Here is a 26,308-nt window from a genome sequence, read left to right on the forward strand (position 1 = left end):
TACTGCAGGGGGGACCCTGTGGGAGAGTAGGACGCCGCCGAACAATTATTCCGGGAAAGCCCCGTGCCCTTGTGGCACGGGGCTTTTCTGCGTTCATGCCCCGGTCGGGAAGGACGTGTGCACATCGCGACGCCGGCCCTGCCACACCAGCACCACCCGCCGTGCCCGGAACGCGGCAGGCAACCCATGAACCCAGCTGAGAAACGTCGATCGGATGGTTTTGAGCATCCCTTCGTCCAGGGTATGCTTTAGCTCGTTGCCGCAAGGCGACAGGCCCCAATAGCTCAGTCGGTAGAGCGTCTCCATGGTAAGGAGAAGGTCTGCGGTTCGATTCCGCATTGGGGCTCCACCAAAGAGAAAGGCCCCCGCCTATGGCGAGGGCCTTTCTCGTTCGTGGGGACGATAGGGGCGTCAACCCCGATCCGGGGCCGTCACCTGAATGAGGGCGGCGCGAGCCCTCATTGAGTCCTTGCCGGTCGGGCACGGGAGCCCGCACGACCGGGGGCGCACCGGTCAGAAGTTCTGCGGCTCCGGGACGCGCATGGCGAGGATGGCCATGTCGTCCGACGCGGGTTCCGCCGCGAAGCGTTCCACCGCCCGCAGGATGCGGCCGGCCACCGCACCGGCCGTCAGGCCCGTACACATGGCAAGGACATCGGCCAGGCCGTCGTCGCCCAGCATGCGGGTGCCCTCACGGCGTTCGGTGACTCCGTCGGTGACGCACAGAAGGACGTCGCCGGGCTCGAGGGTGACTTCCTGCTCGTAGAGCTCCAGGTCCTCGATCACGCCGAGCAGCGGCTGAGGTTCGGCCGCCGCCTCCACGGAGCCGTCCTGCCGCAGGCGCAGCGGGAGCGGATGGCCGGCGCAGACGACCTTGAGCAGCGCGCTGCCGTCCTCCTGGGGCCACAACTCCCCGTAGAGGAGCGTGAGGAACCGGCTGCGGGCGCCCTCGTCGAGGATGGCCGCGTTGAGCCGTTCCAGTACGGCCGGGCCGGCGAAGCCCTCGCGGGCCAGCAGCCGCAGCGCGTGGCGGGCCAGACCCGTGACGGCCGCCGCCTCCGGTCCGGTACCGCAGACGTCACCGATGGCGAAGCCGTAGGCGCCGTCACGGATGGGGAACACGTCGTAGAAGTCGCCCCCGACCTCGTTGCCCTCGCCCGCCGCGCGGTAGATGACCTCGATCTCGACGTTGGGCACGTCCGGCAGGCCGGGGGGCAGCAGGCTGCGCTGGAGGGACTGGCTGATCGCCATGCGCTCCGAGTAGAGGCGGGCGTTGTCGAGGGCCAGAGCGGCCCTGCGGGACAAGTCCTCGGCCAGTTCCAGGATTTCCTGACGGAAGTGGTCGTCGGAGGGCTTGCCGAGGGTCAGCATGCCGATCACGCGGTTCCGCGCGACGAGCGGCAGCACGACGGTCTCGCCGCCTACGGCGGAGGCCGTCGCGAGCGTGGTGCGCGCTGCCGCCCCCATGCTCGCGGGCGCATCCCTGCCGAGGCTGCGTGTGGAGGTGCGAAGGGCCGCCTTGTGGGCTGCCGCGGCCGGTGCGGGCCAGATGCGGGCTCCCGGGGCCGGGACGGGGTCCGGAGGCTCGATGGAGGACAGCAGGGCCTTGATGCCGTCGATGAGTTCCTCGTCCTCGTGGAGCACGTAGGAGAGGTACGGCTCCGAGGACTGGTCGGCGATGGTGTAGACGGCGCACCAGGTGGCCAGCGTAGGTACCGTCATCTGGGCCATCAGCGCCAGCGTCTGGTCCCTGTCCAGCGTGCCGGCCAGCAGATCGGACGCCTCGACGAGGAAGGACAGGGAGCCTCGGCGCAGGCGTTCCAGCTCGCCCAGCCGGGCCGACTCGACGGCCAGCGCGATGCGGTCCGCGGCGAACTGAAGGCGCAGGGCCTCCTCGTTCGTGTACCGGCCGGGTGCTTCGGCCGCGACGCCCAGGGAACCGGTGAGTCTGCCCTCGACCTTGAGCGGGACAGTGACGACGGAGCGCATCCCCGTGTCGCTGAGGAGCGGTACGGCACCCGGTACCGCGGTGAGGTCCTCGTGGACCGCCGGCATCCGGGCCGAGCCGTAGCGGCCCGTTCCGGCCTCGACGGGAACCCGGGCGAAGCGCTGGCGGGCCGAGGGAAGGCCGGTCGTCGCCCGTACCTCCAGCTCCGTCTCGTCGTCGGTGGCCAGCAGCAGGAAAGCGGAATCCGCGTCGAGCATGTCCCGCGCCCGTTCGACCGTGCGCTGCAGCAGTCCGTCGAGGTCGTCGGGAGCGGGGGAACCGATGAAGACCTCGAACGGGTCCGTGGCGCGATTCTCGGCCGATGTGTCCGTAACCGGGGCGCGCACCGGGCTCTGGAGCACCGCCCGCTCGTAGTCGCGAACGAGAAGGCAGACCGTGGACGGCTCGCCCTGGGTGTCGCGGACTCTGAGGTGGGAGGCGTAGACGGGGATGACGCGCCCGTCGGCGCCCCGGATGCCGTAACTGCCCTCCCAGCGGGAGAGCCGCAGGGCGTCGGCGATGCCGGTGTTGGTGCCTGGTGTGTGCGGCCAGGCCGCGAAGTCGGTGAGCTGTTTCCCGGTGACCTTCTCGGCAGCGTGTCCGAACAGGAAGGCGGCGTCGTCGTTCCACGCGGCGATGGAGCCGGAGCGGTCGATCTGGACGACGGCGACCCGTACACGCTCGTCGGTGACCGGGAGCAGCTCCGTGGGCAGTACGGGACCCGCGGAGCGGATGCCCACGGGGCGGTCCGGAAGGTCGAGCTGGAACCAGACCTGCTTGTGCGTCGGCGTGTACTCGACTCCCCAGCGGGAAGCGAGTGCGGCGCAGAGCAGCAGTCCGCGGCCGCCTTCACGGTCCGGGCTGCCGAAGTCCAGGCCGGAGCTCTGGAGCGGGATCTCGCGTTCCGGATAGTGGTCGGAGACCTCGACGCGAACGCCGTCCTCGGTGCGCAGGCAGAGCACATCCGCGGCGGTGCCCGCGTGCACCACCGCGTTGGTCACAAGTTCACTGGTGAGGACGACGGCGTCGTCGACGACGTCGGTGTACCCCCACCCCTGAAGGGTGTCGCGGACGAATGCGCGGGCGATCGCCACCGAGCGTCCGACCGGATCGAAGGTGGCAGCCGCACGCGCGGTGATCACAGCACTCCCCATTTGGTGTCTCGTCGCTTCCCCGAGTCCTGTGCCCGTTTCTCGCCGCTTCGATTCGCCTGCCAGGCTAGACGCTCGCCAGGCGTCCCGTGTACAGGAGGGCCGACTTGGGCGCGCAGGCCACCTGCGGATGTGCGGGGGGCGCACAAGTATGGGGTCCCCGGTGAGGGAATTGGGGCAACCGTGGGACCCTGCACGCCGTCTGGTTCAGGCCTGGTACGTTTCAACGATTTGACGTTCGCATAGTCACCCGTCGACGGTGTGCTGTGCCGGTGAGTCAAAGTGGAAGTGGGCAAGCTTCCGGTTAAGGCCCGAGCGATACGGTCAACCCCTGCGGGAGGGACACGGTGGAGTCTGGCGTGGCGGCGCGGGGTTCAGGAACGCGCACAAAAGGCGGACAGCCCGTGAAGAAACAGCGCAATGGGACCATCGACGTGGATGCGGCAGCTCTGAACAGACTGCTTGCGGCTCTCGTGGCGATGCGCGACGGCAATTTCCGCAGGCGGCTCACCGTCTCGGGCGACGGCGTGCTCACGGAGATCGCAGCGGTCTTCAACGAGGTGGCCGACCGCAATCTTCATCTGACCGGCGAGCTGGCGCGCGTCCGTCGTGTGGTGGGGCGTGAGGGGAAACTCACCGAGCGTCTGGAGACCGGCGCCTGCGAGGGCTCCTGGGCAGCTGCGATCGATGCCTCCAACGAGCTCGTCGATGATCTGGCGCGCCCGGTGTCCGAGGTCGGACGGGTCCTTTCCGCGGTCGCCGACGGTGACCTCGAGCAGCGGATGGAACTGCGGTCGCACACGGCCGACGAGACGGCGCGCCCGCTGCGCGGCGAGTTCCTGAAGGTCTCCCGCACGGTCAACAACCTGGTCGATCAGCTGTCCGCGTTCACCGAGCAGGTGACGCGGGTCGCCGTCGAGGTGGGCACCGAGGGCAAGCTCGGCGGACAGGCCCAGGTGCGGGGGATGTCCGGGTCGTGGAAGGACCTCACGGACTCCGTGAACACCATGGCCTACCGGCTGACCGCTCAGGTGCGCGATATCGCCCTGGTGACGACGGCCGTGGCCAAGGGCGATCTGTCGCGGAAGGTCACCGTCCATGTGGCCGGCGAGATGCTTCAGCTCAAGAACACCGTCAACACGATGGTCGACCAGCTGTCGTCGTTCTCCTCCGAGGTGACCCGGGTCGCCCGCGAGGTGGGCACGGAGGGCGAACTCGGCGGACAGGCGACGGTGCCCGGAGTGGCCGGGGTCTGGAAGGACCTCACGGACTCCGTGAACACGATGGCCGGGAACCTGACGTCCCAGGTGCGCGGTATCGCCGAAGTGACGACAGCGGTCGCCAACGGTGACCTGTCGCAGAAGGTCACGGTGAGCGCCCGTGGCGAGGTCGCCCAGCTCGCCGAGACGATCAACCAGATGACCGAGACGCTGCGTACCTTCGCGGACGAAGTGACACGTGTGGCGAGCGAGGTCGGCGGCGAGGGGCTGCTCGGCGGCCAGGCACAGGTGCCCGGAGCGGCGGGCACCTGGAAGGACCTCACCGACTCGGTGAACACGGTCTTCCGGAACCTGACGACACAGGTGCGCGACATCGCGCAGGTGACGACCGCGGTGGCCAGCGGAGACATGACCCAGAAGGTCACCGTCGACGTGGCCGGCGAGATGCTGGAACTGAAGAACACCGTCAACACGATGGTCGACCAGCTCCAGGCCTTCGGTTCGGAGGTGACCCGGGTCGCCCGGGAGGTCGGCGTCGAGGGCCGGCTGGGCGGACAGGCCGAAGTGCCGGGCGCGGCGGGCACCTGGAAGGACCTCACCGACTCGGTGAACACCGCCTTCCGGAACCTGACGGGCCAGGTCCGTGACATCGCGCAGGTGACGACCGCGGTGGCCAACGGTGACCTGTCCCAGAAGGTCACCGTCGATGTCGCCGGCGAGATGCTGGAACTGAAGAACACCGTCAACACGATGGTGGCGCAGCTGTCGAACTTCGCCGACCAGGTGACCCGGATGGCCCGCGACGTGGGCACCGAGGGCCGCCTCGGCGGTCAGGCGCGTGTCGACGGCGTCTCCGGTACGTGGAAGGAACTCACCGACTCCGTCAACTTCATGGCGGGGAACCTCACCTCCCAGGTCCGTCAGATCGCCCAGGTGACCACGGCGGTGGCCCGGGGCGACCTGTCGCAGAAGATCGACGTGGACGCCCGGGGCGAGATCCTGGAGCTGAAGAACACCATCAACACGATGGTCGACCAGCTCTCGGCCTTCGCCGACCAGGTGACCCGGGTGGCCCGCGAAGTGGGCACGGACGGGCGGCTGGGCGGCCAGGCCCAGGTGCCCGGTGTGGCCGGTGTGTGGCGTGATCTGACCGACTCGGTGAACGGCATGGCGGGGAACCTCACCGCCCAGGTCCGCAACATCGCTCAGGTCGCCACGGCGGTGGCGCGGGGTGACCTGTCGCAGAAGATCGACGTGGATGCCCGGGGCGAGATCCTGGAGCTGAAGAACACCCTCAACACGATGGTCGACCAGCTCTCGAACTTCGCGGAGCAGGTGACCCGGGTTGCCCGCGAGGTGGGCACGGAGGGGATCCTCGGCGGGCAGGCGGAGGTGCAGGGCGTCTCCGGTACGTGGAAGGACCTCACCCAGTCCGTCAACGGCATGGCGAACAACCTGACCCTCCAGGTCCGCAACATCGCCGAGGTGACCACGGCGGTCGCCAAGGGCGATCTCTCCAAGAAGATCACCGTCGACGCCAAGGGCGAGATCCTCGAACTGGTGACGACGGTCAACACGATGGTCGACCAGCTGCTCAACTTCGCCGACGAGGTGACGCGAGTCGCCCGCGAGGTGGGCACCGAAGGGATCCTCGGCGGTCAGGCCCGGGTGCGCGGTGCGACGGGCATCTGGAAGGACCTCAGCGACAACGTCAACCTGATGGCCAACAACCTGACCAGCCAGGTGCGCAACATCTCCCGGGTCTCGTCCGCGGTCGCCAACGGCGACCTGACGAAGAAGGTCACCGTCGAGGCACGCGGCGAGGTCGCGGAGCTCGCCGACACCGTGAACACGATGGTGACGACCCTGTCCTCGTTCGCCGACGAGGTGACCCGTGTGGCGCGTGAGGTGGGTACCGAGGGTGAGCTGGGCGGCCAGGCACGTGTCCCGGGTGTCGCGGGCACCTGGAAGGACCTCACCGAGTCCGTGAACTCGATGGCGTCCAACCTGACCGGTCAGGTCCGCCAGATCGCGACGGTCACCACGGCGATCGCCAAGGGCGATCTCACGAAGAAGATCGACATCGATGCGCGCGGTGAGATCCAGGAGCTGAAGAACACCATCAACACGATGGTCGACCAGCTCTCGTCCTTCGCCGACCAGGTGACCCGGGTGGCCCGCGAAGTGGGTACCGAGGGACAGCTCGGCGGTCAGGCCCGGGTCCGCGACGTCGACGGGACGTGGCGCGACCTCACCGAGTCGGTGAACGAGATGGCCGGGAACCTGACCCGTCAGGTGCGTGCCATCGCCGCGGTCGCCACCGCGGTGACCCGGGGCGATCTCAACCTCAAGATCGACGTGGACGCGGCCGGCGAGATCCAGGTGCTGCAGGACAACATCAACACGATGATCGCCAACCTGCGTGACACCACCCTGGCCAACAAGGAGCAGGACTGGCTCAAGGGCAACCTCGCCCGGATCTCGGGCCTCATGCAGGGCCGTCGCGACCTGGACGACGTCGCCTCGTTGATCATGAGCGAGCTGACGCCGGTCGTGTCCGCCCAGCACGGTGCGTTCTTCCTGGCCATGACCACCGGTGACGCGGCCGAAGTGGGTGCGGACGGCGGCAAGGACAGCTCGTACGAGCTCCGCATGCGCGGCAGTTACGGCTACTCCGCGGGCTCCATGCCGACCTCCTTCCGGCCGGGGGAGACGCTCATCGGGACGGCGGCCGAGGAGAAGCGGACGATCCAGGTGGACCATGTGCCGCCGGGTTATCTGAAGATCTCCTCCGGCCTCGGCGAGGCACCGCCCGCGCACGTCATCGTGCTGCCGGTGCTGTTCGAGGGCAAGGTGCTCGGTGTGATCGAACTGGCGTCGTTCCAGCCGTTCACCCACATCCAGCGTGACTTCCTCAACCAGCTCGCAGAGATGATCGCGACGAGCGTCAACACCATCAGCGTGAACACGAAGACCGAGAAGCTGCTGGAACAGTCCCAGGAGCTCACCGAGCAGCTGCGCGACCGCTCCGAGGAGCTTGAGAACCGGCAGAAGGCGCTCCAGGCCTCCAACGCCGAACTGGAGGAGAAGGCCGAGCTGCTGGCCCAGCAGAACCGCGACATCGAGGTGAAGAACACCGAGATCGAGGAGGCCCGGCAGGTCCTGGAGGAGCGTGCCGAGCAGCTCGCGGTCTCGATGCGCTACAAGTCCGAGTTCCTCGCCAACATGTCGCACGAGCTGCGCACCCCGCTCAACTCGCTGCTGATTCTGGCCAAGTTGCTCGCGGACAACGCCGAGGGCAATCTCTCACCGAAGCAGGTGGAGTTCGCCGAGACGATCCACGGGGCGGGGTCCGACCTTCTTCAGCTGATCAACGACATCCTCGACCTGTCCAAGGTCGAGGCGGGCAAGATGGACGTCAGCCCGACCCGGATCGCACTGGTCCAGCTGGTCGACTACGTGGAGGCGACCTTCCGGCCGCTCACCGCGGAGAAGGGGCTCGACTTCTCCGTACGGGTGTCTCCGGAGCTGCCCGCCACGCTGCACACCGACGAGCAGAGGCTGCTCCAGGTGCTGCGCAACCTGCTGTCCAACGCGGTGAAGTTCACCGACGGCGGCGCCGTGGAACTGGTGATCCGGCCGGCCGGCGCGGATGTGCCGAACTCGATCAGGGAGCACCTGCTCGAGGCCGGTTCGCTGCGTGACGCCGACGGGGACCTCATCGCCTTCTCGGTCACCGACACCGGAATCGGCATCGCGTCCAGCAAGATGCTGGTCATCTTCGAAGCCTTCAAGCAGGCGGACGGCACAACGAGCCGCAAGTACGGCGGTACGGGCCTCGGCCTCTCGATCAGCCGCGAGATCGCCCGGCTGCTGGGCGGCGAGATCCACGCCGCCAGCGAGCCGGGACGCGGGTCGACGTTCACGCTGTACCTGCCGCTGCACCCGAGCGAACTGCCGCCGCAGGGCTACCCGCAGATGGGGCCCGGGCCCATCGAGGCCCACGGGACCGCCGGCGGGGGAGCCCTGCACCTGGAGGCCTCGCAGCGGACCGGCGCCGAACTGCCCCTGGGCGATCCGGCCAACTCCGCCGGGATGTTCCGGCGTCGGCGCAAGGCGCTGGGCGGAGCGGCGCAGCGCCCGGCCCTCGCGAACGGCAGGGCCGCCGAGGAGAGTTCCCCGCAGGGGGAGTGGATCCAGGGAGCGCAGGACGAGCCCGAGCAGCGCCGGACCTTCCGCTTCCGCGGGGAGAAGGTGCTGATCGTCGACGACGACATCCGCAATGTCTTCGCGCTCACCAGTGTGCTGGAGCAGCACGGTCTGTCGGTGCTGTACGCGGAGAACGGGCGCGAGGGCATTGAAGTCCTTGAGCAGCACGACGATGTGACGATCGTTCTGATGGACATCATGATGCCCGAGATGGACGGATACGCCACGACCACGGCGATCCGCAGGATGCCGCAGTTCGCCGGACTGCCGATCGTCGCGCTGACGGCGAAGGCGATGAAGGGCGACCGTGAGAAGGCCATCGACTGCGGAGCGTCCGACTACGTCACCAAGCCGGTCGATTCCGATCACCTGCTGTCGGTGATGGAGAAGTGGATGAGCGGAGAGTGACCGGGCGCGGGGGGAATTCCCGTGCGGTGTCGACCCGCTCCGATCGAAAGGGTGTGAGGGCCGGTTTTCCGGGGAACCTTCTGGTCTTCCACCGCGTTTTCGGTACGTGCACAGTGACATCTCGGTGACAGGGTGTGGCGACGGGCGGGGTGCGGCTACCATGACCGGCACAAGGACGGACGGCGTAAGGGAGTCGTCCCCTGGGGCGGCACCCGGTGCGATCCCGGGGCGAGGAGGACGGGCCATGATGCAGAAGGCCAAGATCCTCCTGGTCGATGACCGGCCGGAGAATCTGTTGGCGCTGGAGGCCATTCTCTCTGCGCTCGATCAGACACTGGTACGGGCATCGTCAGGGGAGGAGGCGCTCAAAGCGCTGCTCACGGACGATTTCGCGGTCATTCTGCTGGACGTCCAGATGCCGGGCATGGACGGGTTCGAGACGGCCGCGCACATCAAGCGGCGCGAGCGCACCCGGGACATCCCGATCATTTTCCTCACCGCGATCAACCACGGTCCGCACCACACCTTCCGGGGCTATGCGGCGGGAGCGGTGGACTACATCTCCAAGCCCTTCGATCCCTGGGTGCTGCGGGCCAAGGTCTCGGTGTTCGTCGAGCTGTACATGAAGAACTGTCAGCTGCGTGAACAGGCGGCGCTCCTGCGTCTCCAGCTCGAGGGCGGTGCCCACGCGGGTGCCGACGAGAAGGAGCCGGCCGGCCTGCTGGCCGAACTCTCGGCGCGGCTCGCCGCGGTCGAGGAACAGGCGGAGGCGCTCTCCAAGCAGTTGGACGACGAGTCGGCGGATGCCGCGGCCGTGGCGACGGCCGCCCACCTGGAACGCAAGCTCACCGGACTGCGCCGCGCACTCGACGCGTTGGAGCCCGGCGCAGGCGCCTCCGGAGCCGCTCTGCCCTCGCAGGGCTGACCTGCGGCGGTTGAGGGGGCGTCAGTTCGGCGCCTGCGCAGGACGACACGGTCGGGTGAAGCGGTAGGCACACGTGTCCCATGCCGTAGACACCGGTAACCTCAGGCACATGGCCTCACGTACGTCCGGCAAGGGTTCCCAGGGCACGGCGGGCACCGCGAAGCGTGCCGGCCGTACCCCGGGACCGGCGAAGAAACCCGCGCCCGCGAAGAAGACCGCGCCCGCGAAGAGAGCCCCCGCCAAAAAGGCCGTGGCCAAGAAGCCCGTGCCCAAACCCGCGCCGTCCCCCACCGGGGGCGTGTACCGGCTCGTCCGTGCCCTCTGGCTGGGGACGGCACACGGTGTGGGTGCGGTGTTCCGCTCCATAGGGCGCGGCGCGAAGGGACTCGACCCCGCGCACCGCAAGGACGGCCTCGCCCTGCTGCTGCTCGGTCTCGCGCTGATCGTGGCGGCGGGTACCTGGTCGCATCTGCAGGGACCCGTCGGTGATCTCGTCGAGATGCTCGTGACGGGCGCGTTCGGCCGGCTCGATCTGCTCGTGCCGATACTGCTGGGCGCCGTCGCGGTGCGGCTGATCCTCTATCCGGAGAAGCCCGAGGCCAACGGCCGTATCGTCATCGGCCTCTCCGCCCTCGTCGTCGGAGTGCTCGGCCAGGTCCACATCGCCTGCGGATCGCCCGGCCGTGAGGACGGCACCGGCGCCATGCAGGACGCGGGCGGGCTGATCGGATGGGCCGCTTCCAAGCCGCTCGTCTTCACGATGGGCGAGGTCCTCGCCGTACCGCTGCTCCTGCTCCTGACGGTCTTCGGCCTGCTGGTCGTCACCGCCACGCCGGTGAACGCCATTCCGCAGCGGCTGCGGCTGCTCGGCTCCAAGCTCGGCATCGTCGAGCCTGTGCACGTGTACGGCGAGGAGGGGCTCGACGACGACCGGTACGACGAGCAGTGGCGCGAAGCGCTGCCCGAACGCTCGCGGCGCTCCCCGGGGCGCCGTTCGGAGACGGGCGGCGACCACGACCCGGACCTTGCCGAGGGCGAGGCGCTGGCCAGGCGGCGCCGACCGCGCAGGCAGACCGTCCAGCCCGCCATGAACCGAACGATGGATGCCGTGGACGTGGCCGCCGCGGCTGCGGCAGCGCTCGACGGTGCGGTCCTCAACGGAATGCCGCCTTCGCCGGTCGTGGCCGATCTGACGCAGGGCGTCTCCACCGATCGGGACCGTGAGCGGACGGGAACGCCCGTGCCAGGGGCCCGGGCGGGCGAGAAGGCCCCTTCGGGCGACCGGGCCGGAAAGGCCGCGTCGCAGTCCTCCGGCGGCGTACCCGACCTGACCAAGTCGGCCCCCGAGCGGTCCCAGCCACTGCCTCCGCGCGCCGAGCAGCTCCAGCTCTCGGGCGACATCACCTACTCCCTGCCCTCGCTCGACCTGCTGGAGCGCGGCGGTCCCGGCAAGACGCGCAGCGCCGCCAACGACGCGGTCGTCGCCTCACTGACGAACGTCTTCATGGAGTTCAAGGTCGACGCGGCCGTCACCGGGTTCACCCGCGGCCCGACGGTCACGCGGTACGAGGTGGAGCTCGGCCCGGCCGTCAAGGTCGAGCGGATCACCGCCCTGACCAAGAACATCGCGTACGCGGTCGCCAGCCCTGACGTCCGGATCATCTCCCCGATCCCGGGGAAGTCCGCTGTCGGCATCGAGATCCCCAACTCCGACCGGGAGATGGTCAATCTCGGAGACGTGCTGCGCCTCGCGGACGCGGCCGAGGACGACCACCCCATGCTCGTGGCGCTCGGGAAGAACGTCGAGGGCGGCTACGAGATGGCGAATCTCGCGAAGATGCCGCATGTCCTGGTCGCGGGTGCGACGGGGTCCGGCAAGTCCTCCTGCATCAACTGTCTGATCACGTCGGTCATGGTGCGCGCGACCCCGGAGGACGTCCGGATGGTGCTGGTCGACCCCAAGCGGGTCGAGCTCACCGCGTACGAAGGCATTCCGCACCTGATCACACCCATCATCACCAACCCGAAGAAGGCCGCCGAGGCACTTCAGTGGGTCGTACGGGAGATGGACCTGCGCTACGACGACCTCGCGGCGTACGGGTACCGGCACATCGACGACTTCAACCACGCCGTGCGCAACGGCAAGGCCAAGGCGCCCGAGGGCAGCGAGCGCGAGCTGTCCCCGTACCCCTATCTGCTGGTGATCGTCGACGAGCTCGCGGACCTCATGATGGTCGCACCGCGTGACGTCGAGGACTCCATCGTCCGCATCACCCAGCTGGCGCGCGCCGCCGGCATCCATCTGGTGCTCGCCACCCAGCGGCCCTCGGTCGACGTCGTCACCGGACTGATCAAGGCCAATGTGCCCTCACGGCTTGCCTTCGCCACCTCGTCCCTCGCCGACAGCCGCGTCATCCTCGACCAGCCCGGTGCCGAGAAGCTCATCGGAAAGGGTGACGGACTGTTCCTGCCGATGGGTGCGAACAAGCCCACGCGCATGCAGGGAGCGTTCGTCACCGAGGACGAGGTCGCGGCAGTCGTCCAGCACTGCAAGGATCAGATGGCGCCGGTCTTCCGCGAGGACGTGGTGGTCGGCACGAAGCAGAAGAAGGAGATCGACGAGGACATCGGCGACGACCTCGATCTGCTCTGCCAGGCCGCCGAGCTGGTCGTCTCCACCCAGTTCGGTTCGACGTCGATGCTCCAGCGCAAGCTGCGGGTCGGCTTCGCGAAGGCGGGCCGGCTGATGGACCTCATGGAGTCGCGCAACATCGTGGGCCCCAGCGAGGGGTCCAAAGCACGCGATGTTCTGGTGAAACCGGACGAGATCGACGGAGTGTTGTCCGTCATTCGTGGGGAATCCGCTTCGTAAGAGTTTTGCGGGCAACCGTTTCGCCCGGTCGTACGTCAAGTTGAAGGAAGGAGCAGCGGGATGATCCATCTTCTGCTCCATCCCCTGCATTGCCCAAGGGGCTGTCCGGCGAACCCGATGGCGTACAAAGTCGTCCCTCCCGGTTGCCCCACCCTTTCGTACCACCCCTAGACTGAACATCCAGCAGGTGGCTCACGCTCGAAAGGCGCCCCCGTGTCCATCGGCAACTCCCCCGAAGACGACCGTCCTTCGATCGGTCGCGCGCTTCAGCAGGCTCGCATCGCCGCAGGTCTGACGGTCGAGGAAGTCAGCAGCTCCACCCGGGTGCGCATCCCCATCGTGCACGCGATCGAGGACGACGACTTCTCCCGCAGTGGCGGCGACGTGTACGCGCGCGGTCACATCCGAATGCTCGCCCGCGCCGTCCGGCTGGAGCCGGATCCGCTGATCGCCCAGTTCGACGCCGAGCACGGCGGCCGTCCTGCGCCCACGCCCGCGGCGCCGCTGTTCGAGGCGGAACGGATCCGTTCCGAACCCCGTCGGCCCAACTGGACCGCGGCGATGGTCGCGGCGATCGTCGCCGTGATCGGATTCGTCGGCTTCACCCTCTTCAACGGCGACGACGACTCCGGAACCGCACAGGTCGCGGAGGGCTCCACGCCCGACAAGACGACTCCCGAGCCCACCACCACAACCAAGCCCGCCGACCCCAAGCCCGTGCCCTCCGAAAGCGCCATCGCCGCAGCTCCGCGCGACAAGGTGACGGTGAAGCTCAGCGCCACCGAGCGCAAGAGCTGGATCTCGGCGAAGGACCACAACGGGCGGCAGCTCTTCGACGGGATCCTGCTCCCGGGCGACTCCAAGACCTTCCAGGACAACGAGCGCGTCGACCTGGTCCTCGGGGACGCCGGGGCGATCGAGCTCTTCGTGAACGGCAAGAAGGTCGACGACCGCTTCGAGCCGGGTCAGGTCGAGCGGCTTTCGTACACGAAGGGCGACCCCGAGGTCGGCTGATCTCCCGCCCCACACCCTCATCGGTGAGTGCCCGGCAGTCGCGCCGGGCGCTCACCGTCCTTGTTTTCCCTGCGCTTCAGGCGGCGTCCGGTCACTCCCTGTAGCAGCGAACCCTGCACGGCAGGACGAGTGCTGGGACAAAGTAGTCTTGAGCCCATGCCCGAACGCCGTACCGTCGCCCTTGTCACTCTCGGCTGCGCCCGTAACGAGGTGGACTCGGAGGAGCTCGCAGGCCGCTTGGCAGCGGACGGCTGGGAGCTCGTCGAGAACGCCTCCGACGCGGATGTCGCCGTCGTCAACACCTGTGGATTCGTCGAAGCCGCCAAGAAGGACTCCGTCGACGCCCTGCTCGAAGCCAATGATCTGAAGGATCACGGCAAAACCCAGGCCGTCGTGGCCGTCGGCTGCATGGCCGAGCGCTACGGCAAGGATCTCGCCGAGGCGCTGCCGGAAGCGGACGGGGTCCTCGGTTTCGACGACTACGCCGACATCTCCGACCGCCTGCAGACCATTCTCAACGGCGGCATCCACGCCTCCCACACCCCGCGCGACCGGCGCAAGCTGCTCCCGATCAGCCCGGCCGAGCGGCAGGACGCCGCCGTCGCGCTGCCCGGACACGCCCAGGAGGAGGTCACGCCGGCTCCTGCGGACCTCCCGGAGGGTCTCGCACCCGTATCCGGTCCGCGGGCACCGCTGCGCCGCAGGCTGGGGACCAGCCCCGTGGCGTCGGTGAAGCTCGCGTCCGGCTGCGACCGCCGCTGCACCTTCTGCGCCATTCCCTCCTTCCGGGGCTCCTTCATCTCCCGGCGCCCGTCGGATGTCCTGGGGGAGACGCGCTGGCTCGCCGAGCAGGGCGTCAAGGAGGTCATGCTGGTCTCCGAGAACAACACCTCGTACGGCAAGGACCTCGGCGACATCAGGCTCCTGGAGACCCTGCTGCCGGAGCTCGCCGACGTCGACGGGATCGAGCGGATCCGGGTCAGCTATCTGCAGCCCGCCGAGATGCGCCCCGGACTGATCGACGTACTCACGTCCACGCCGAAGGTCGCCCCCTACTTCGACCTCTCCTTCCAGCACTCCGCCCCCGGAGTGCTGCGGGCGATGCGACGCTTCGGCGACACGGACCGTTTCCTGGAGCTCCTGGACACCATCCGCGGCAAGGCGCCGCAGGCCGGTGCCCGGTCGAACTTCATCGTGGGCTTCCCCGGCGAGACAGAGGCCGACCTCGCCGAGCTGGAACGCTTCCTCACCGGAGCGCGCCTGGACGCCATCGGGGTGTTCGGGTACTCCGACGAGGAGGGCACCGAAGCCGTCGGTTACGAGAACAAGCTGGATGCCGACGTCATCGCCGAGCGGCTCGCCCACATCTCGCAGCTGGCCGAGGAGCTGACCTCGCAGCGTGCCGAGGAGCGGGTCGGCGAGACGCTTCAGGTTCTCGTCGAGTCCGTGGAGTCCGAGGAGGACGGGCCCGTCGCAGTGGGCCGCGCCGCGCACCAGGCGCCCGAAACGGACGGACAGGTCGTCTTCACGGCACGCGAGGGTCTCGTCCCGGGCCGTATGGTCGAGGCGAAGGCAGTGGGCTCCGAGGGAGTGGACCTCGTGGCCGAACACCACGAGCTTGCGGAGGCAGCCAGATGACGGGAGCCCCGGCATCCGCGGCAGGCGGCTCCGGCGCTACGCCGGCGCACCGAGGCGGCAAGCTGGGCGCGGCGGCAGTCAACCAGGCCGGCCTGTGGAACATCGCCAACATCCTCACGATGGTGCGACTGCTGCTGGTCCCGGGTTTCGTCGTGCTGCTCCTGCACGACGGCGGCTATGACCCCGTCTGGCGGTCCTTCGCCTGGGCGGCGTTCGCCGTCGCGATGATCACGGACATCTTCGACGGCCATCTGGCACGCACGTACAACCTGGTCACCGACTTCGGGAAGATCGCCGACCCGATCGCGGACAAGGCGATCATGGGCGCGGCGCTGATCTGCCTGTCCTCGCTCGGGGACCTGCCGTGGTGGGTGACCGGCGTGATCCTCTTCCGGGAGCTCGGCATCACGCTCATGCGCTTCTGGGTCATCCGGCACTCGGTGATCCCGGCCAGTCGCGGCGGGAAGATGAAGACCCTGGCCCAGGGCATCGCGGTGGGCATGTACGTCCTGGCGCTGACGGGACCCCTGGCCACCCTGCGCTTCTGGGTGATGGCGGCCGCCGTCGTGCTGACGGTCGTCACCGGCCTCGACTACGTGCGCCAGGCCGTCGTGCTGAGGCGCCAGGGGCTTGCGGCGGAACGGTACGCGGCCATGGAGGCGGTCACGGCGGCAGCGGATTCGGGCGCATGCCCGGGCGCTGTGAGCGCGGAGGCCGGCGCAGGAGCCGCGGAGCCCGTGAGGGGCAGCCGGGGCGCTGCGGAGGCCGAGCGGTGACTCCCGTGGCGGCCCGGGTGCTGCGGCGGCTCGAGGAGCGGGGCGAGACACTTGCCGTCGCCGAGTCACTCACCGGCGGCATGGTCGCCGCGGAGCTCACCTCCGTACCCGGCGCCTCGCGGTCCTTCCGCGGGTCCGTCACGGCGTATGCAACCTCCCTGAAGCATGACGTGCTGGGAGTCGACGGGCTGCTTCTCGCCGAGCGCGGCGCGGTGGACCCCGACGTCGCGCTCGCGATGGCAGCAGGCGTACGCCTGACCCTGGGCGCAGACTGGGGAGTGTCGACCACCGGGGTGGCGGGCCCCGAGCCGCAGGACGGCAAGCCCGTCGGAACGGTCTATGTGGCGGTCTCCGGGCCCGGTGGCGTACAGAAAGTCGCCGAGCTGAGGTTGAACGGTGAGCGGGCGGACATCCGTAGAGAGAGTGTGCGGAGCCTGCTCGAGCTGCTCTCCGGCGAACTCGGCGACAATGCGAGGGCACAGGATACGGAACAGAACGGGGGGAATTGATGTTTGCAGCCCTGAGTGAACACGACATCGCTCCCCGCACGGCCGCAGCGCAAGGCGGTACGGTGGGGCGTGAAGGATGCGGCTACGCGGTCCGAGGAGGGAGCCACCGATGATTCTGCTCCGTCGCCTGCTTGGTGACGTGCTGCGTCGGCAGCGCCAGCGCCAAGGCCGTACTCTGCGCGAAGTCTCCTCGTCCGCCCGAGTCTCGCTCGGTTATCTCTCCGAGGTGGAGCGGGGGCAGAAGGAGGCATCCTCCGAGCTGCTCTCCGCCATTTGCGACGCGCTTGACGTACGGATGTCCGAGCTCATGCGTGAAGTGAGCGATGAACTGTCTCTGGCAGAGCTGGCCGAGTCGGCAGCAGCCAGCGACCCGGTGCCTGTGCCGGTACGCCCGATGCTCAATTCCGTCTCCGTGTCGTCGGTCGCAGGCGTGCCGACGGGACGAGTGACAATCAAGGTGCCTGCGGAAGCGGTGGATGTCGTCGCCGCCTGACCTGCGTGGTTCATTGAGAACCGGGAGCCCCGGTCGACCCTGATGGGTCGGCCGGGGCTTTTGGTGTGTGCGGGGCTGTTAGCCGGGCAGGCGCGGAGTGAGGCGCTGTTCGCCATAGCCGTCCGATGAGTGTTTTATGACATATGTGCCATCGTGGACGGGTGGCACGCCGAACAGCAATCTGATCGGAGAATCGCATGTCTGTCGTGAAGAGTCCGTTGTCGGAGAGCGATCGCAAGGTCGTGGGGGATGCTCTGCAAGGCGCCCTGGTCGACCTGATCGACCTTTCCCTGGCGGCGAAGCAGGTCCACTGGAATGTGGTCGGTCCGCGCTTCCGGTCCGTGCACCTTCAGCTCGACGAGGTCGTGGACACAGCGCGGCAGCATTCGGACACGGTCGCAGAAAGGGCTTCAGCGGTCGGTGTCAATCCCGACGGGCGGAGCCGGACCCTCGCCAAGACCACGGCCATCGACTCCGTTCCGGAGGGCTGGATCAAGGACGTGGACGCGGTACGGGCACTCGTGGACGCCCTTCGTGTGGTCATCGACCGCATGCGGGAGCGGATCGACGCGACCGGTGAAGCGGATCCTGTCAGCCAGGACATCCTGATCACACTGACGGCGGATCTCGAGAAGCACGCGTGGATGTTCCAAGCCGAGAGTGCCTGACCAGCGACCCAGCTGTCAGCCGTCGGCTGTCAGCGGTGAACGAGGAGGAGTCGACATGCGCGACAAGAACGCCATGGGCAAGGCAAAGGGCAAGGCAAAGGAAGCGACCGGCAAGCTGACCGGTGACCGCCGTATGGAGGCGGAGGGCAAGACCGACCAGGCGAAGGCCAAGGCCAAGGATGCCCTGGACGCGGCCGGTGACCGCGCCAAGGGTGCCAAGGACTCGATGACCGACGGCGACGGACGCTAGTCCTCGTCAGGGCGGCCCGTAGGCCGCGTACGCCCCCGCTGACTCCGGTCGCGGGGGCGTACGCATGTCGGCAGGCGCCCTGGGGCGCGGGATGCAGGCGGCGCCGTATCGGGGGAAACTGCGGGGAGGGCCGCGCGGTCTACCCTCTCTCCCAGCGGCCCGCTGGAGAGCGCGCGTCACCGCCCTGTTCGTGCCGCGCACGCCGGTGGTGCACCGGTGCGCCCTCCCCTCAGCAGATCGTGCCGTACTAGCGTCCAGCGTCGGCCGGAGGAGGCAGCCATGGTGCGGCGGTGGGCGCTGGTGCTTGTCCTCGGCGGAGCGTGGTGGTGGGCCGTGCTCCGCCTGATGCTGGAGCCGGAACAGGCCGGACTGGTCGAGGGCGCGGTGGCCGCCGGCGGCTGGGGGCTCAGCCTGCTGCCCGTCCATGTGACGGCGACTGCCCGACCGCGTCGCGCGGAGCGGGCAGAACCAGGCGGTCGCGCGGAGTGAGTTCGGGGCCGCAGTGACCTGGGAGGGGGGTGGCCGGTGCCGCTGCGGGCCGTTCTCCTAGCGCGTGGGCCCCGACTGGCAGCGTGGACACCAGTACGTGGGCCGGTCCGCCTGGTCCGCTTTCCGGATCGGTGTGCGGCACCTCAGGCAGGGGCGGTGGGCCCGGCCGTAGACGAAGAGAAGCTCCCGCGTGGGGGCCCGGCCGCGAGCGGCGACCGGGCCTGTCGTCGTCCGTGTGGGGCGGTCACGGTTGGCTTCGAGGAGCTGCTTGGCGGTCGTCACCAGCAGGCCGGCCGTGGGCACGGGAAGCTCACCCACGGGCAGCCACGGGGTGGCGCGGGCCAGGAAGCAGAGCTCGCACTTGTACACATTGCCGATGCCGGCCAGGTTGCGCTGGTCCAGGAGCGCTTCCCCGAGGGAGCGTGCGGGGTCGCTGAGCAGATTGCGCAGAGCAGTGTGCGGTTCCCAGTCGGGCCCCAGCAGATCAGGGCCGAGATGGCCGACGGCCTGCTCCTCGTCCTGGGTGCGGAGCAGCTCGAGGACGGGGAGCCGGTAGCCGACGGCGGTGTGCTCCGCGGTGGAGAGGACGGCTCGGATCTGGTGTTCGGGCCCGCCGCGCCAGCGTTCTCCCGCACCGTAGACCCGCCACGAACCGTCCATCCGCAGATGGCTGTGAAGGGTGAGACCGTCCTCGATGCGGGTGAGCAGATGCTTGCCCCGCGCGGTGACATCGAGCACAGCACGGCCGGTCAGGTCCGCGGTGGCGAACCGCGGGACCCGTAGATCGGAGCGGATCAGCACATGACCTGCGAGCGCCGCATCGAGACGCTTCGCGGTCTGCAGGACGGTGTCACCTTCGGGCATGTCTCCATGATGCGCGGCCCCCGCCACGGACGGGAGCCGGCGGCCGCCACCGTCACCCGAGGGGCCCAGGCGCACTGCCCTGTCGGAGGTCTCAGGCGCGCAGACGCAGCCCTCTGGGCGTGGCGAGGAAACCTGCGGCTTCCAGGGTGCGGCCCAGCGGGGAGGTGAGGGAGGAGGCACCGTTGGTGCGCTCCACCGTCACCGTGCCGAGGGTCCCGGCCCGAGCCGCCGACGCGAGCGCCTCGGCCGCCGCCAGGAGTGCGGGATCGGCGGGGTCGGTCGGCCATGCCAGCAGGGTCTTGCCGCCGCGCTCCATGTACAGCGTCAGCTCACCGTCGACGATGACCACCAGCGCGCCGGCCTTGCGACCGGGCTTGTGCCCCGCGCCGTCCGGGGAATCGGGCCAGGGCAGGGCCGCGCCGTACGCATTGGCCGGATCGGCCGCCGCGAGAACGAGCGCGCGGGGAGTCGCCCCGGGGTCCGTACGGTCACGGGCGGTCGACGTCGCCCTGAGCCGGTCCACGGCACCGTCCATCGCGAACTGGGCTGCTCCCAGGCCCTCGACGACGTACCCCCGGCGCGCCTGGCCGCTGTCCTCGAACGCGGCGAGGATGCGGTACGTCGCGGAGAATCCGCCCTCGACGCCCTCCGCCTGCACGGCTCCACGGGTCACCACACCGTGGCGGTCCAGGAGCGTGCGGGCCAGGGCGTGTGCGCGGTGGGTCGGTTCGGGCTCGGCCGGGGGCAGCAGGGACCAGCGGCCCGAGACGGTCGGCGGGCCGGTGCGGGACGCCGGACGGGCGGAGGTGGTCAGTGAGCCGTAACGACCGCGCGGGACACTGCGCTTCGCGCGGTGGGCGGTGGATCCTGCCGTGCGCCCCGAGCCCAGGAGCGAGCGGAGCGGGGCGAGTGTGTCGTTCGTGAGGCGGCCGGACCAGACAAGGTCCCAGAGTGCGTCCGCCAGTTGCGGATCGGTGCAGTCGGGGTGGGTGGTGGCGCGGACCTGATCGACGATCTGCCGGAAGAACAGGCCGTACCCGCCCAGCAGGATGGTGAGGACCGACTCGTGCAGGGCGGTCTGCTCCAGCGGATGGGGCGGTGGCAGGAGCAGAGGCGCACTGTCCGCAGGATAGAGGGAGAGCCAGCCGTCCTTCCCGGGCAGCGCGCCCGCGCCGGCCCAGACGACCTCGCCGGTGGTCGTGAGCTCGTCGAGCAGGGCGGGGGTGTACCCCGCGACGCGGCTCGGCAGGATCAGCTTCTCCAGAGCCGATGCGGGGACCGGGGCACCCTGCAACTGCTCGATGGCGCGGGCCAGTCCGTCGATCCCGCGCAGGCTGTTGTCGCCGATGTGCTGCCACTGGGGGAGGAAGCCGGCCAGGGCGGCGGGCGGCACGGGTTCCAGCTCATGGCGGAGTGCTGCGAGCGAGCGGCGTCGCAGGCGTCGCAGGACCGTGGCGTCGCACCACTCCTGTCCGATTCCTGCCGGGTGGAACTCGCCCTGGACGATCCGGCCGGAGGCGGCGAGCCGTTGCAGCGCGCCGTCCGTGACAGCGCTGCCGAGACCGAACCGTGCGGCGGCCCGGGTGGTGGTGAACGGGCCGTGGGTACGGGCATGGCGGGCCAGGAGGTCGCCGAGAGGATCCTTCACCGGCTCGGTGAAGGCCTCGGGAACCCCCACGGGCAACGCGGTTCCGAGGGCGTCGCGCAGCCGGCCCGCGTCCTCGATGGCCGCCCAGTGAGCGGACCCGCCGATGCGCACCTGGATCGCGCGCCGGGCCGAGGCGAGCTCGGGCGCCCATTCGGGCTCGGCTCCGCGCGCGGCCAGTTCGTCGTCGGTGAGCGGACCGAGGACGCGCAGGAGATCGGCGACGCCTTCGATGTCCTTGATCTTCCGGTCGTCCGTCAGCCACTGCAGCTCCCGCTCCAGTTCGTCGAGGACATCGACGTCGAGCAGCTCGCGCAGTTCCGCCTGGCCGAGCAGTTCGGCCAGGAGGTGGGAGTCGAGCGAGAGCGCGGCGGCACGCCGCTCGGCGAGCGGGGAATCACCCTCGTACAGGAACTGCGCGACGTAACCGAAGAGGAGCGAGCGCGCGAAGGGCGAAGGCTCGGTGGTCGTCACCTCGACCAGACGGATACGACGTGCCTCCAGGTCGCCCATCAGCTCTGTGAGACCCGGGACGTCGAAGACGTCCTGGAGGCACTCACGGACCGCTTCGAGAACGATCGGGAACGAGCCGAACTCGGAGGCCACCTGCAGCAACTGGGACGCTCTCTGGCGCTGCTGCCAGAGCGGCGTGCGCTTCCCGGGGCTGCGGCGGGGCAACAACAGGGCACGCGCCGCACATTCACGGAACCTGGATGCGAACAGGGCCGAACCGCCCACCTGATCGGTGACGACCTGGCTGATCTCCCCCTTGTCGAAGACCACATCGGTGGCGCCGACGGGAGGCTGTTGACTGTCGTACCCTCCGGCACCCGGGAAACCCGGGGTGTCGCCCTGCCCGGACTCGGAACCCGCCTGATGTCCGGGATCCGCCTGCACCGGATCGAAGTCGAGCAGGTCGAGGCCCATCAGATCGGCGTCCGGAAGCCGCAGCACGATGCCGTCGTCCGCATGCATGATCTGGGCGTCCATGCCATAGCGCTCGGCGAGCCGGGCGGACAGGGCGAGCGCCCAGGGGGCGTGCACCTGGGCGCCGAACGGCGAATGCACCACGATCCGCCAGTCGCCGAGCTCGTCGCGAAACCTCTCGACGAGGATGGTCCGGTCATCGGGGACATGACCGCAGGCACGACGCTGCTCGTCCAGGTACGACAAGATGTTGTCCGCAGCCCAGGTGTCGAGGCCGGCGGCGAGCAACCTGTGCCGGGCGTCCTCGGGCGACAGCACGCCGACCTCCCGGAGAAAAGCGCCCAGGGCACGGCCCAGCTCCAGTGGCCGCCCCAGCTGGTCGCCCTTCCAGAACGGCAGGCGCCCCGGGACACCGGGGGCGGGCGAGACCAGGACCCGGTCCCTGGTGATGTCCTCGATCCGCCAGGACGTGGTGCCCAGCGTGAAGACGTCGCCGATCCGGGACTCGTACACCATCTCCTCGTCCAGCTCGCCGACCCGCCCGCCGCCCTTCTTGGGGTCCGCTCCGGCGAGGAAGACCCCGAAGAGCCCGCGGTCGGGGATGGTGCCGCCCGAGGTGACGGCGAGCCGCTGGGCACCGGGGCGGCCCGTGACCGTACCGGCGACGCGGTCCCAGACGACGCGCGGGCGCAGCTCCGCGAAGGCGTCGGACGGATAGCGCCCGGCCAGCATGTCGAGGACCGCGGTGAACGCGGATTCGGGGAGCGAGGCGAACGGAGCGGCCCGCCGGGCGAGGGCCAGCAGATCATCGGCCTGCCAGGAGTCGAGCGCGACCATGGCGACCAGCTGCTGGGCCAGCACGTCCAGGGGGTTGGACGGGATCCGCAGAGCCTCGATGGCACCCTGGCGCATCCGCTCGGTGACCACCGCCGCCTGCACGAGATCGCCGCGGTACTTGGGGAAGACCACCCCGGTGGACACGGCACCGACCTGGTGCCCGGCGCGGCCCACCCTCTGGAGCCCCGAGGCGACGGACGGCGGGGACTCGACCTGGATCACCAGGTCCACCGCACCCATGTCGATACCGAGCTCCAGGCTCGAGGTGGCGACCACAGCGGGCAGCCGGCCGGCCTTGAGGTCCTCCTCGACCTGGGAGCGCTGCTCCTTGGACACCGAACCGTGGTGCGCGCGGGCGAGCAGAGCGGGTGCACCCTTGGCCGCCCCGGACTCGGCCATGATCTCGGCGGGGGAGTGGGCCTCGGGCATGGCTTCGCCCGTTGCCCGCTCGTAGGCGATCTCGTTGAGCCGGTTGCAGAGGCGCTCCGCCAGCCGCCGTGAGTTGGCGAAGACGATGGTGGAACGGTGGGACTGGACGAGATCCGCGATCCGCTCCTCGACGTGCGGCCAGATCGACGGCTTCTCCGCCTGGTCCGCCCCGCCGTCAGTGGCGGGAGAGCCGCCCAGTTCACCGAGATCCTCGACAGGAACCACGACCGAAAGGTCGAACTGCTTGGTGGACGGAGGCTGGACGATCTCCACCTTCCGCTGCGGCGACAGGAAGCGCGCCACCTCGCCGACCGGGCGCACGGTCGCCGACAGCCCGATGCGACGCGCAGGCCGCGGCAGCAGCTCGTCCAAGCGCTCCAACGACACGGCGAGGTGGGCACCACGCTTCGTGCCCGCGACGGCATGCACCTCGTCCAGAATCACCGTCTCGACTCCCGCGAGCGCCTCCCGGGCCGATGAGGTGAGCATCAGGAACAGCGACTCGGGAGTGGTGATCAGGATGTCCGGTGGCTTGGTCGCCATCGAGCGTCGCTCGGCCGGAGGGGTGTCGCCGGAACGGATCCCGACCCGCACCTCCGGCTCGGGAAGCCCCAGACGCACCGACTCCTGGCGGATCCCGGTCAGTGGCGAGCGCAGATTGCGCTCCACGTCGACGGCGAGAGCCTTCAGCGGCGATACGTACAGGACCCGGCAGCGCTTCTTCGCCTCGGCCGGCGGCGGGACCGCGGCCAGCCGGTCCAGCGAGGCGAGAAAGGCGGCGAGCGTCTTGCCCGAACCTGTCGGCGCGACGACCAGAACGTCCGAACCCTCGCCGATGGCACGCCAGGCACCCTCCTGCGCCGCGGTGGGCGCGTCGAAGGCACCTGCGAACCAGCTACGGGTCGCGGGTGAGAACGAATCGAGTGCGGAACCGGCCATGCCCCCCATCGTGCACCCCATCACTGACAACGGCCGCCGAGCCTGCCCGATGTCCACCGACCGGACCTGCGGGCACCGGCCCGGACCTGTGAGAATGCGGGCATGGCGGCAGCGGGAGCGACGAAGGAATGGGCGAGGTACTGGCAGCACGCCGAGCTGCCCGAGCTCGATCTTCTGCGCGCCCGGTATGTCCGTCACACCTTCCCGCGCCACAGCCACGAGGGTTACGTCTTCGGCACGATCACCCGGGGGATCGAGGACGTCGGACTGCCCGAAGGCACTGTGCACGCCGGCCCGGGAACCGTGGTCATGATCAACCCGGAGGTGCCGCACACCGCCCGCGCGGGAGATCCCGAAGGCTGGGTGTATGCCACGCTCTACCCGTCCGCCCAGGTGGTCAACGACATCGCGGCCGACCTGACCAGCCTGCGCGGCACCGTCGGTTTCGCCGAGACCAGCACGGTGGACCCGGAGGCGGCCAGGCTGATCACCGAGGTCCACCGGGCGGCGGAGGAGAGCAACGCGCTTGCGGCCGACAGCCTGCTGAGGGTTCTGGTCGCCCGGCTGCTGAACAGCCATGGCCGGGTGCTGCCCACCCGCGCCCCCCGCTCCGCAGCCGTCGGCGACGCAGCCCGTGCGCGGGCGGCACTGGAGGCGCGGATGGAGCGGCCACCCACCCTGGAGGCGCTCGCCGCCGAGCTCGGCACCAGCCCTTTCGCGCTGCTCCGGGCCTTCAAGAAGCAGTACGGCATGCCACCGCACACCTGGCTCACCGACGCCCGGGTCCGCCGGGCACGGCAGTTGCTGGATGCGGGGACCACGCCGGCCGATGCCGCCACGGCCGTCGGCTTCACCGACCAGCCTCACCTCAACCGCCACTTCACCCGGATCGTGGGAGTGCCCCCGGGCGCGTACCGGCGCGAGCGTGCAAGAACGTACAAGACCAGCACGCAGCTCGCCACGTAACGTTCCGGGCGTGGCAGAACAGACAGCACCCACCGAAAGTGTCGGCGTCATAGCCGGCAACCCGCCCGCCGTCGAGGAGAAGACGGACGCGGCGGTCGTCCGCGACGCGCTCGGCGTGGGTGTGGCCGTAGGGCTCTCCGGCTTCGCGTTCGGGGTCACCTCGGCCGGTTCCGGGCTGACCCTCCTCCAGACCTGCGTACTCAGCCTCCTCGTCTTCACCGGCGCCTCGCAGTTCGCCCTCGTGGGCGCGCTCGCGGCCGGCGGCAATCCCTACACCGCCGCGGCCGGGGCGTTCTTCCTCGGCGTACGCAACGCCTTCTACGGGCTGCGGCTGTCGCAGCTGCTCGCCCTGCCGCGCGCGGTACGGCCCTTCGCCGCCCACTGGGTCATCGACGAGACGACCGCGGTCACTCTGCCCCAGCCCACCCGCCGGGCCGCCCGCATCGGCTTCACGGTCACCGGACTCACCCTCTACGTGCTGTGGAACCTGACCACGCTGGTGGGCGCACTCGGCGCTGAGGCGCTCGGCGACACCGACACCTGGGGGCTGGACGCGGCGAGCCCCGCCGTGTTCCTCGCCCTGCTCGCGCCGATGCTGAAGAGCACCACGGAGCGCGTCACGGCCGGCGTCGCGGTCCTGCTGGCCCTCGGGCTGCTGCCGGTACTGCCCGCCGGTGTGCCCGTACTGCTGTCCGCGCTGGCAGCCCCCGTAGTCCTCTTTCTGAGGGGACGCGGGAAGACCGCACAGACCGAAACCGCCACAGAAGAGCCCGAGGAGCGCCGATGAACGTCTGGATCGCCATCGGACTCACCGTGGCCGGCTGCTATCTCGCCAAGCTCGCGGGGCTGCTGGTTCCCGCCGGAGTGCTGGAGCGACCGGTCGTCCAGCGACTGGCCGCGCTGCTGCCGGTGGCGCTGCTCGCGGCCCTCACCGCGCAGCAGACCTTCGGCGACGGGCAGCACCTGGTGCTGGACGCCAGAGCGGCCGGGCTCGCCGCAGCGGCTCTTGCACTCGTTCTACGAGCACCCTTCCTGGTCGTCGTCGGCGCCGCCGTCGTGGTCACCGCGGGGGTACGCGCCCTGGGATAGGCG

18 protein-coding genes and 1 tRNA gene are annotated in these 26,308 nt (G+C 69.6%); 15 read left to right on the top strand and 4 right to left on the bottom strand.

The window, feature by feature from the left end; genetic code table 11:
• Window positions 1-93: 93 nt before the first annotated feature.
• Window positions 94-306 (bottom strand): hypothetical protein, encoded by a 213-nt coding sequence (locus ABZS61_RS28095; protein WP_356427015.1) that lies wholly within the window; start codon window positions 304-306, stop codon window positions 94-96.
• Here ABZS61_RS28095 and ABZS61_RS28100 point away from each other — a divergent pair.
• Window positions 274-349: transfer RNA gene (locus ABZS61_RS28100), tRNA-Thr, on the top strand. The genes ABZS61_RS28095 and ABZS61_RS28100 overlap by 33 nt on opposite strands.
• Before the next feature lie 164 nt (window positions 350-513).
• Here ABZS61_RS28100 and ABZS61_RS28105 read toward each other — a convergent pair.
• A complete protein-coding gene (locus ABZS61_RS28105) occupies window positions 514-3,141 on the bottom strand; it encodes a SpoIIE family protein phosphatase (protein WP_356427018.1) in 2,628 nt (875 codons plus the stop codon).
• Window positions 3,142-3,542: 401 nt separating this feature from the next.
• Here ABZS61_RS28105 and ABZS61_RS28110 point away from each other — a divergent pair, with 401 nt between their 5' ends.
• The 11 genes from ABZS61_RS28110 (at window position 3,543) to ABZS61_RS28160 (ending at window position 18,609) form a co-directional block, all read left to right on the top strand.
• Complete coding sequence (locus ABZS61_RS28110; protein WP_356427022.1) at window positions 3,543-8,975, top strand: HAMP domain-containing protein; 5,433 nt, start codon at window positions 3,543-3,545, stop codon at window positions 8,973-8,975.
• 244 nt (window positions 8,976-9,219) lie between these two features.
• Window positions 9,220-9,900 (top strand): response regulator, encoded by a 681-nt coding sequence (locus ABZS61_RS28115; protein ID WP_356427025.1) that lies wholly within the window; start codon window positions 9,220-9,222, stop codon window positions 9,898-9,900.
• A gap of 109 nt (window positions 9,901-10,009) precedes the next feature.
• Window positions 10,010-12,772 carry a DNA translocase FtsK gene (locus tag ABZS61_RS28120; protein WP_356427028.1) on the top strand — a complete coding sequence of 921 codons (2,763 nt, stop codon included), beginning with the start codon at window positions 10,010-10,012 and terminating at the stop codon, window positions 12,770-12,772.
• Window positions 12,773-12,985: 213 nt separating this feature from the next.
• On the top strand, window positions 12,986-13,786 hold the full coding sequence (locus tag ABZS61_RS28125; RefSeq protein WP_356427032.1) for a helix-turn-helix domain-containing protein: 801 nt from the start codon (window positions 12,986-12,988) through the stop codon (window positions 13,784-13,786).
• A 156-nt stretch (window positions 13,787-13,942) separates the two neighbouring features.
• A complete protein-coding gene (gene rimO / locus ABZS61_RS28130; protein ID WP_356427035.1) occupies window positions 13,943-15,424 on the top strand; it encodes a 30S ribosomal protein S12 methylthiotransferase RimO in 1,482 nt (493 codons plus the stop codon).
• Window positions 15,421-16,200 (top strand): CDP-diacylglycerol--glycerol-3-phosphate 3-phosphatidyltransferase, encoded by a 780-nt coding sequence (pgsA, locus tag ABZS61_RS28135; RefSeq protein ID WP_356427038.1) that lies wholly within the window; start codon window positions 15,421-15,423, stop codon window positions 16,198-16,200. Before rimO ends, pgsA begins: the two co-directional genes overlap by 4 nt.
• A complete protein-coding gene (locus ABZS61_RS28140) occupies window positions 16,197-16,709 on the top strand; it encodes a CinA family protein (protein WP_356427041.1) in 513 nt (170 codons plus the stop codon). Before pgsA ends, ABZS61_RS28140 begins: the two co-directional genes overlap by 4 nt.
• A gap of 109 nt (window positions 16,710-16,818) precedes the next feature.
• A complete protein-coding gene (locus tag ABZS61_RS28145) occupies window positions 16,819-17,202 on the top strand; it encodes a helix-turn-helix transcriptional regulator (protein ID WP_356427045.1) in 384 nt (127 codons plus the stop codon).
• Between the two features lie 197 nt (window positions 17,203-17,399).
• Window positions 17,400-17,870, top strand: a complete 471-nt coding sequence (locus ABZS61_RS28150; RefSeq protein ID WP_356427048.1) for a DNA starvation/stationary phase protection protein — start codon at window positions 17,400-17,402, stop codon at window positions 17,868-17,870.
• A gap of 55 nt (window positions 17,871-17,925) precedes the next feature.
• Complete coding sequence (locus tag ABZS61_RS28155) at window positions 17,926-18,120, top strand: CsbD family protein (protein ID WP_356427051.1); 195 nt, start codon at window positions 17,926-17,928, stop codon at window positions 18,118-18,120.
• Window positions 18,121-18,399: 279 nt separating this feature from the next.
• Window positions 18,400-18,609, top strand: a complete 210-nt coding sequence (locus tag ABZS61_RS28160; RefSeq protein ID WP_356427054.1) for a hypothetical protein — start codon at window positions 18,400-18,402, stop codon at window positions 18,607-18,609.
• A gap of 57 nt (window positions 18,610-18,666) precedes the next feature.
• Here the strand turns inward: ABZS61_RS28160 and ABZS61_RS28165 are convergent, their stop codons facing one another.
• Together ABZS61_RS28165 and ABZS61_RS28170 are read right to left on the bottom strand one after the other, a co-directional pair.
• Complete coding sequence (locus ABZS61_RS28165; protein WP_356427057.1) at window positions 18,667-19,473, bottom strand: DNA-formamidopyrimidine glycosylase family protein; 807 nt, start codon at window positions 19,471-19,473, stop codon at window positions 18,667-18,669.
• 91 nt (window positions 19,474-19,564) lie between these two features.
• On the bottom strand, window positions 19,565-24,250 hold the full coding sequence (locus ABZS61_RS28170) for a DEAD/DEAH box helicase (protein WP_356427061.1): 4,686 nt from the start codon (window positions 24,248-24,250) through the stop codon (window positions 19,565-19,567).
• A 102-nt stretch (window positions 24,251-24,352) separates the two neighbouring features.
• On the opposite strand from ABZS61_RS28170, the gene ABZS61_RS28175 reads away from it, so the two are divergent.
• From ABZS61_RS28175 to ABZS61_RS28185, 3 genes are read left to right on the top strand one after another with little or no spacing between them, the layout of a single operon-like run.
• Window positions 24,353-25,216: an AraC family transcriptional regulator gene (locus ABZS61_RS28175; protein WP_356427064.1), complete on the top strand. Its 864-nt coding sequence runs from the start codon at window positions 24,353-24,355 to the stop codon at window positions 25,214-25,216.
• A 10-nt stretch (window positions 25,217-25,226) separates the two neighbouring features.
• Entirely contained in the window at window positions 25,227-26,003 is a 777-nt protein-coding gene (locus ABZS61_RS28180) for an AzlC family ABC transporter permease (protein ID WP_356427067.1), read from the top strand.
• A complete protein-coding gene (locus ABZS61_RS28185; RefSeq protein ID WP_356427070.1) occupies window positions 26,000-26,305 on the top strand; it encodes an AzlD domain-containing protein in 306 nt (101 codons plus the stop codon). The genes ABZS61_RS28180 and ABZS61_RS28185 overlap by 4 nt, the downstream gene beginning before the upstream one ends.
• Window positions 26,306-26,308: the final 3 nt, after the last annotated feature.

It is taken from the genome of Streptomyces sp. NPDC005566, from assembly GCF_040605575.1.
GTDB lineage: Bacteria > Actinomycetota > Actinomycetes > Streptomycetales > Streptomycetaceae > Streptomyces.

Excerpts from the sequence above, each read along its gene's own strand:
- ABZS61_RS28160 (WP_356427054.1), top strand. The coding sequence starts at position 18,400 with ATGGTGCGGCGGTGGGCGCTGGTGCTTGTCCTCGGCGGAGCGTGGTGG.
- ABZS61_RS28165 (WP_356427057.1), bottom strand. The coding sequence starts at position 19,473 with ATGCCCGAAGGTGACACCGTCCTGCAGACCGCGAAGCGTCTCGATGCG.
- ABZS61_RS28145 (WP_356427045.1), top strand. The coding sequence starts at position 16,819 with ATGATTCTGCTCCGTCGCCTGCTTGGTGACGTGCTGCGTCGGCAGCGC.
- ABZS61_RS28155 (WP_356427051.1), top strand. The coding sequence starts at position 17,926 with ATGCGCGACAAGAACGCCATGGGCAAGGCAAAGGGCAAGGCAAAGGAA.
- ABZS61_RS28170 (WP_356427061.1), bottom strand. The coding sequence starts at position 24,250 with ATGGCCGGTTCCGCACTCGATTCGTTCTCACCCGCGACCCGTAGCTGG.
- ABZS61_RS28150 (WP_356427048.1), top strand. The coding sequence starts at position 17,400 with ATGTCTGTCGTGAAGAGTCCGTTGTCGGAGAGCGATCGCAAGGTCGTG.
- ABZS61_RS28115 (WP_356427025.1), top strand. The coding sequence starts at position 9,220 with ATGATGCAGAAGGCCAAGATCCTCCTGGTCGATGACCGGCCGGAGAAT.
- ABZS61_RS28095 (WP_356427015.1), bottom strand. The coding sequence starts at position 306 with ATGGAGACGCTCTACCGACTGAGCTATTGGGGCCTGTCGCCTTGCGGC.
- ABZS61_RS28175 (WP_356427064.1), top strand. The coding sequence starts at position 24,353 with ATGGCGGCAGCGGGAGCGACGAAGGAATGGGCGAGGTACTGGCAGCAC.
- rimO (WP_356427035.1), top strand. The coding sequence starts at position 13,943 with ATGCCCGAACGCCGTACCGTCGCCCTTGTCACTCTCGGCTGCGCCCGT.
- ABZS61_RS28185 (WP_356427070.1), top strand. The coding sequence starts at position 26,000 with ATGAACGTCTGGATCGCCATCGGACTCACCGTGGCCGGCTGCTATCTC.
- ABZS61_RS28120 (WP_356427028.1), top strand. The coding sequence starts at position 10,010 with ATGGCCTCACGTACGTCCGGCAAGGGTTCCCAGGGCACGGCGGGCACC.
- pgsA (WP_356427038.1), top strand. The coding sequence starts at position 15,421 with ATGACGGGAGCCCCGGCATCCGCGGCAGGCGGCTCCGGCGCTACGCCG.
- ABZS61_RS28105 (WP_356427018.1), bottom strand. The coding sequence starts at position 3,141 with ATGGGGAGTGCTGTGATCACCGCGCGTGCGGCTGCCACCTTCGATCCG.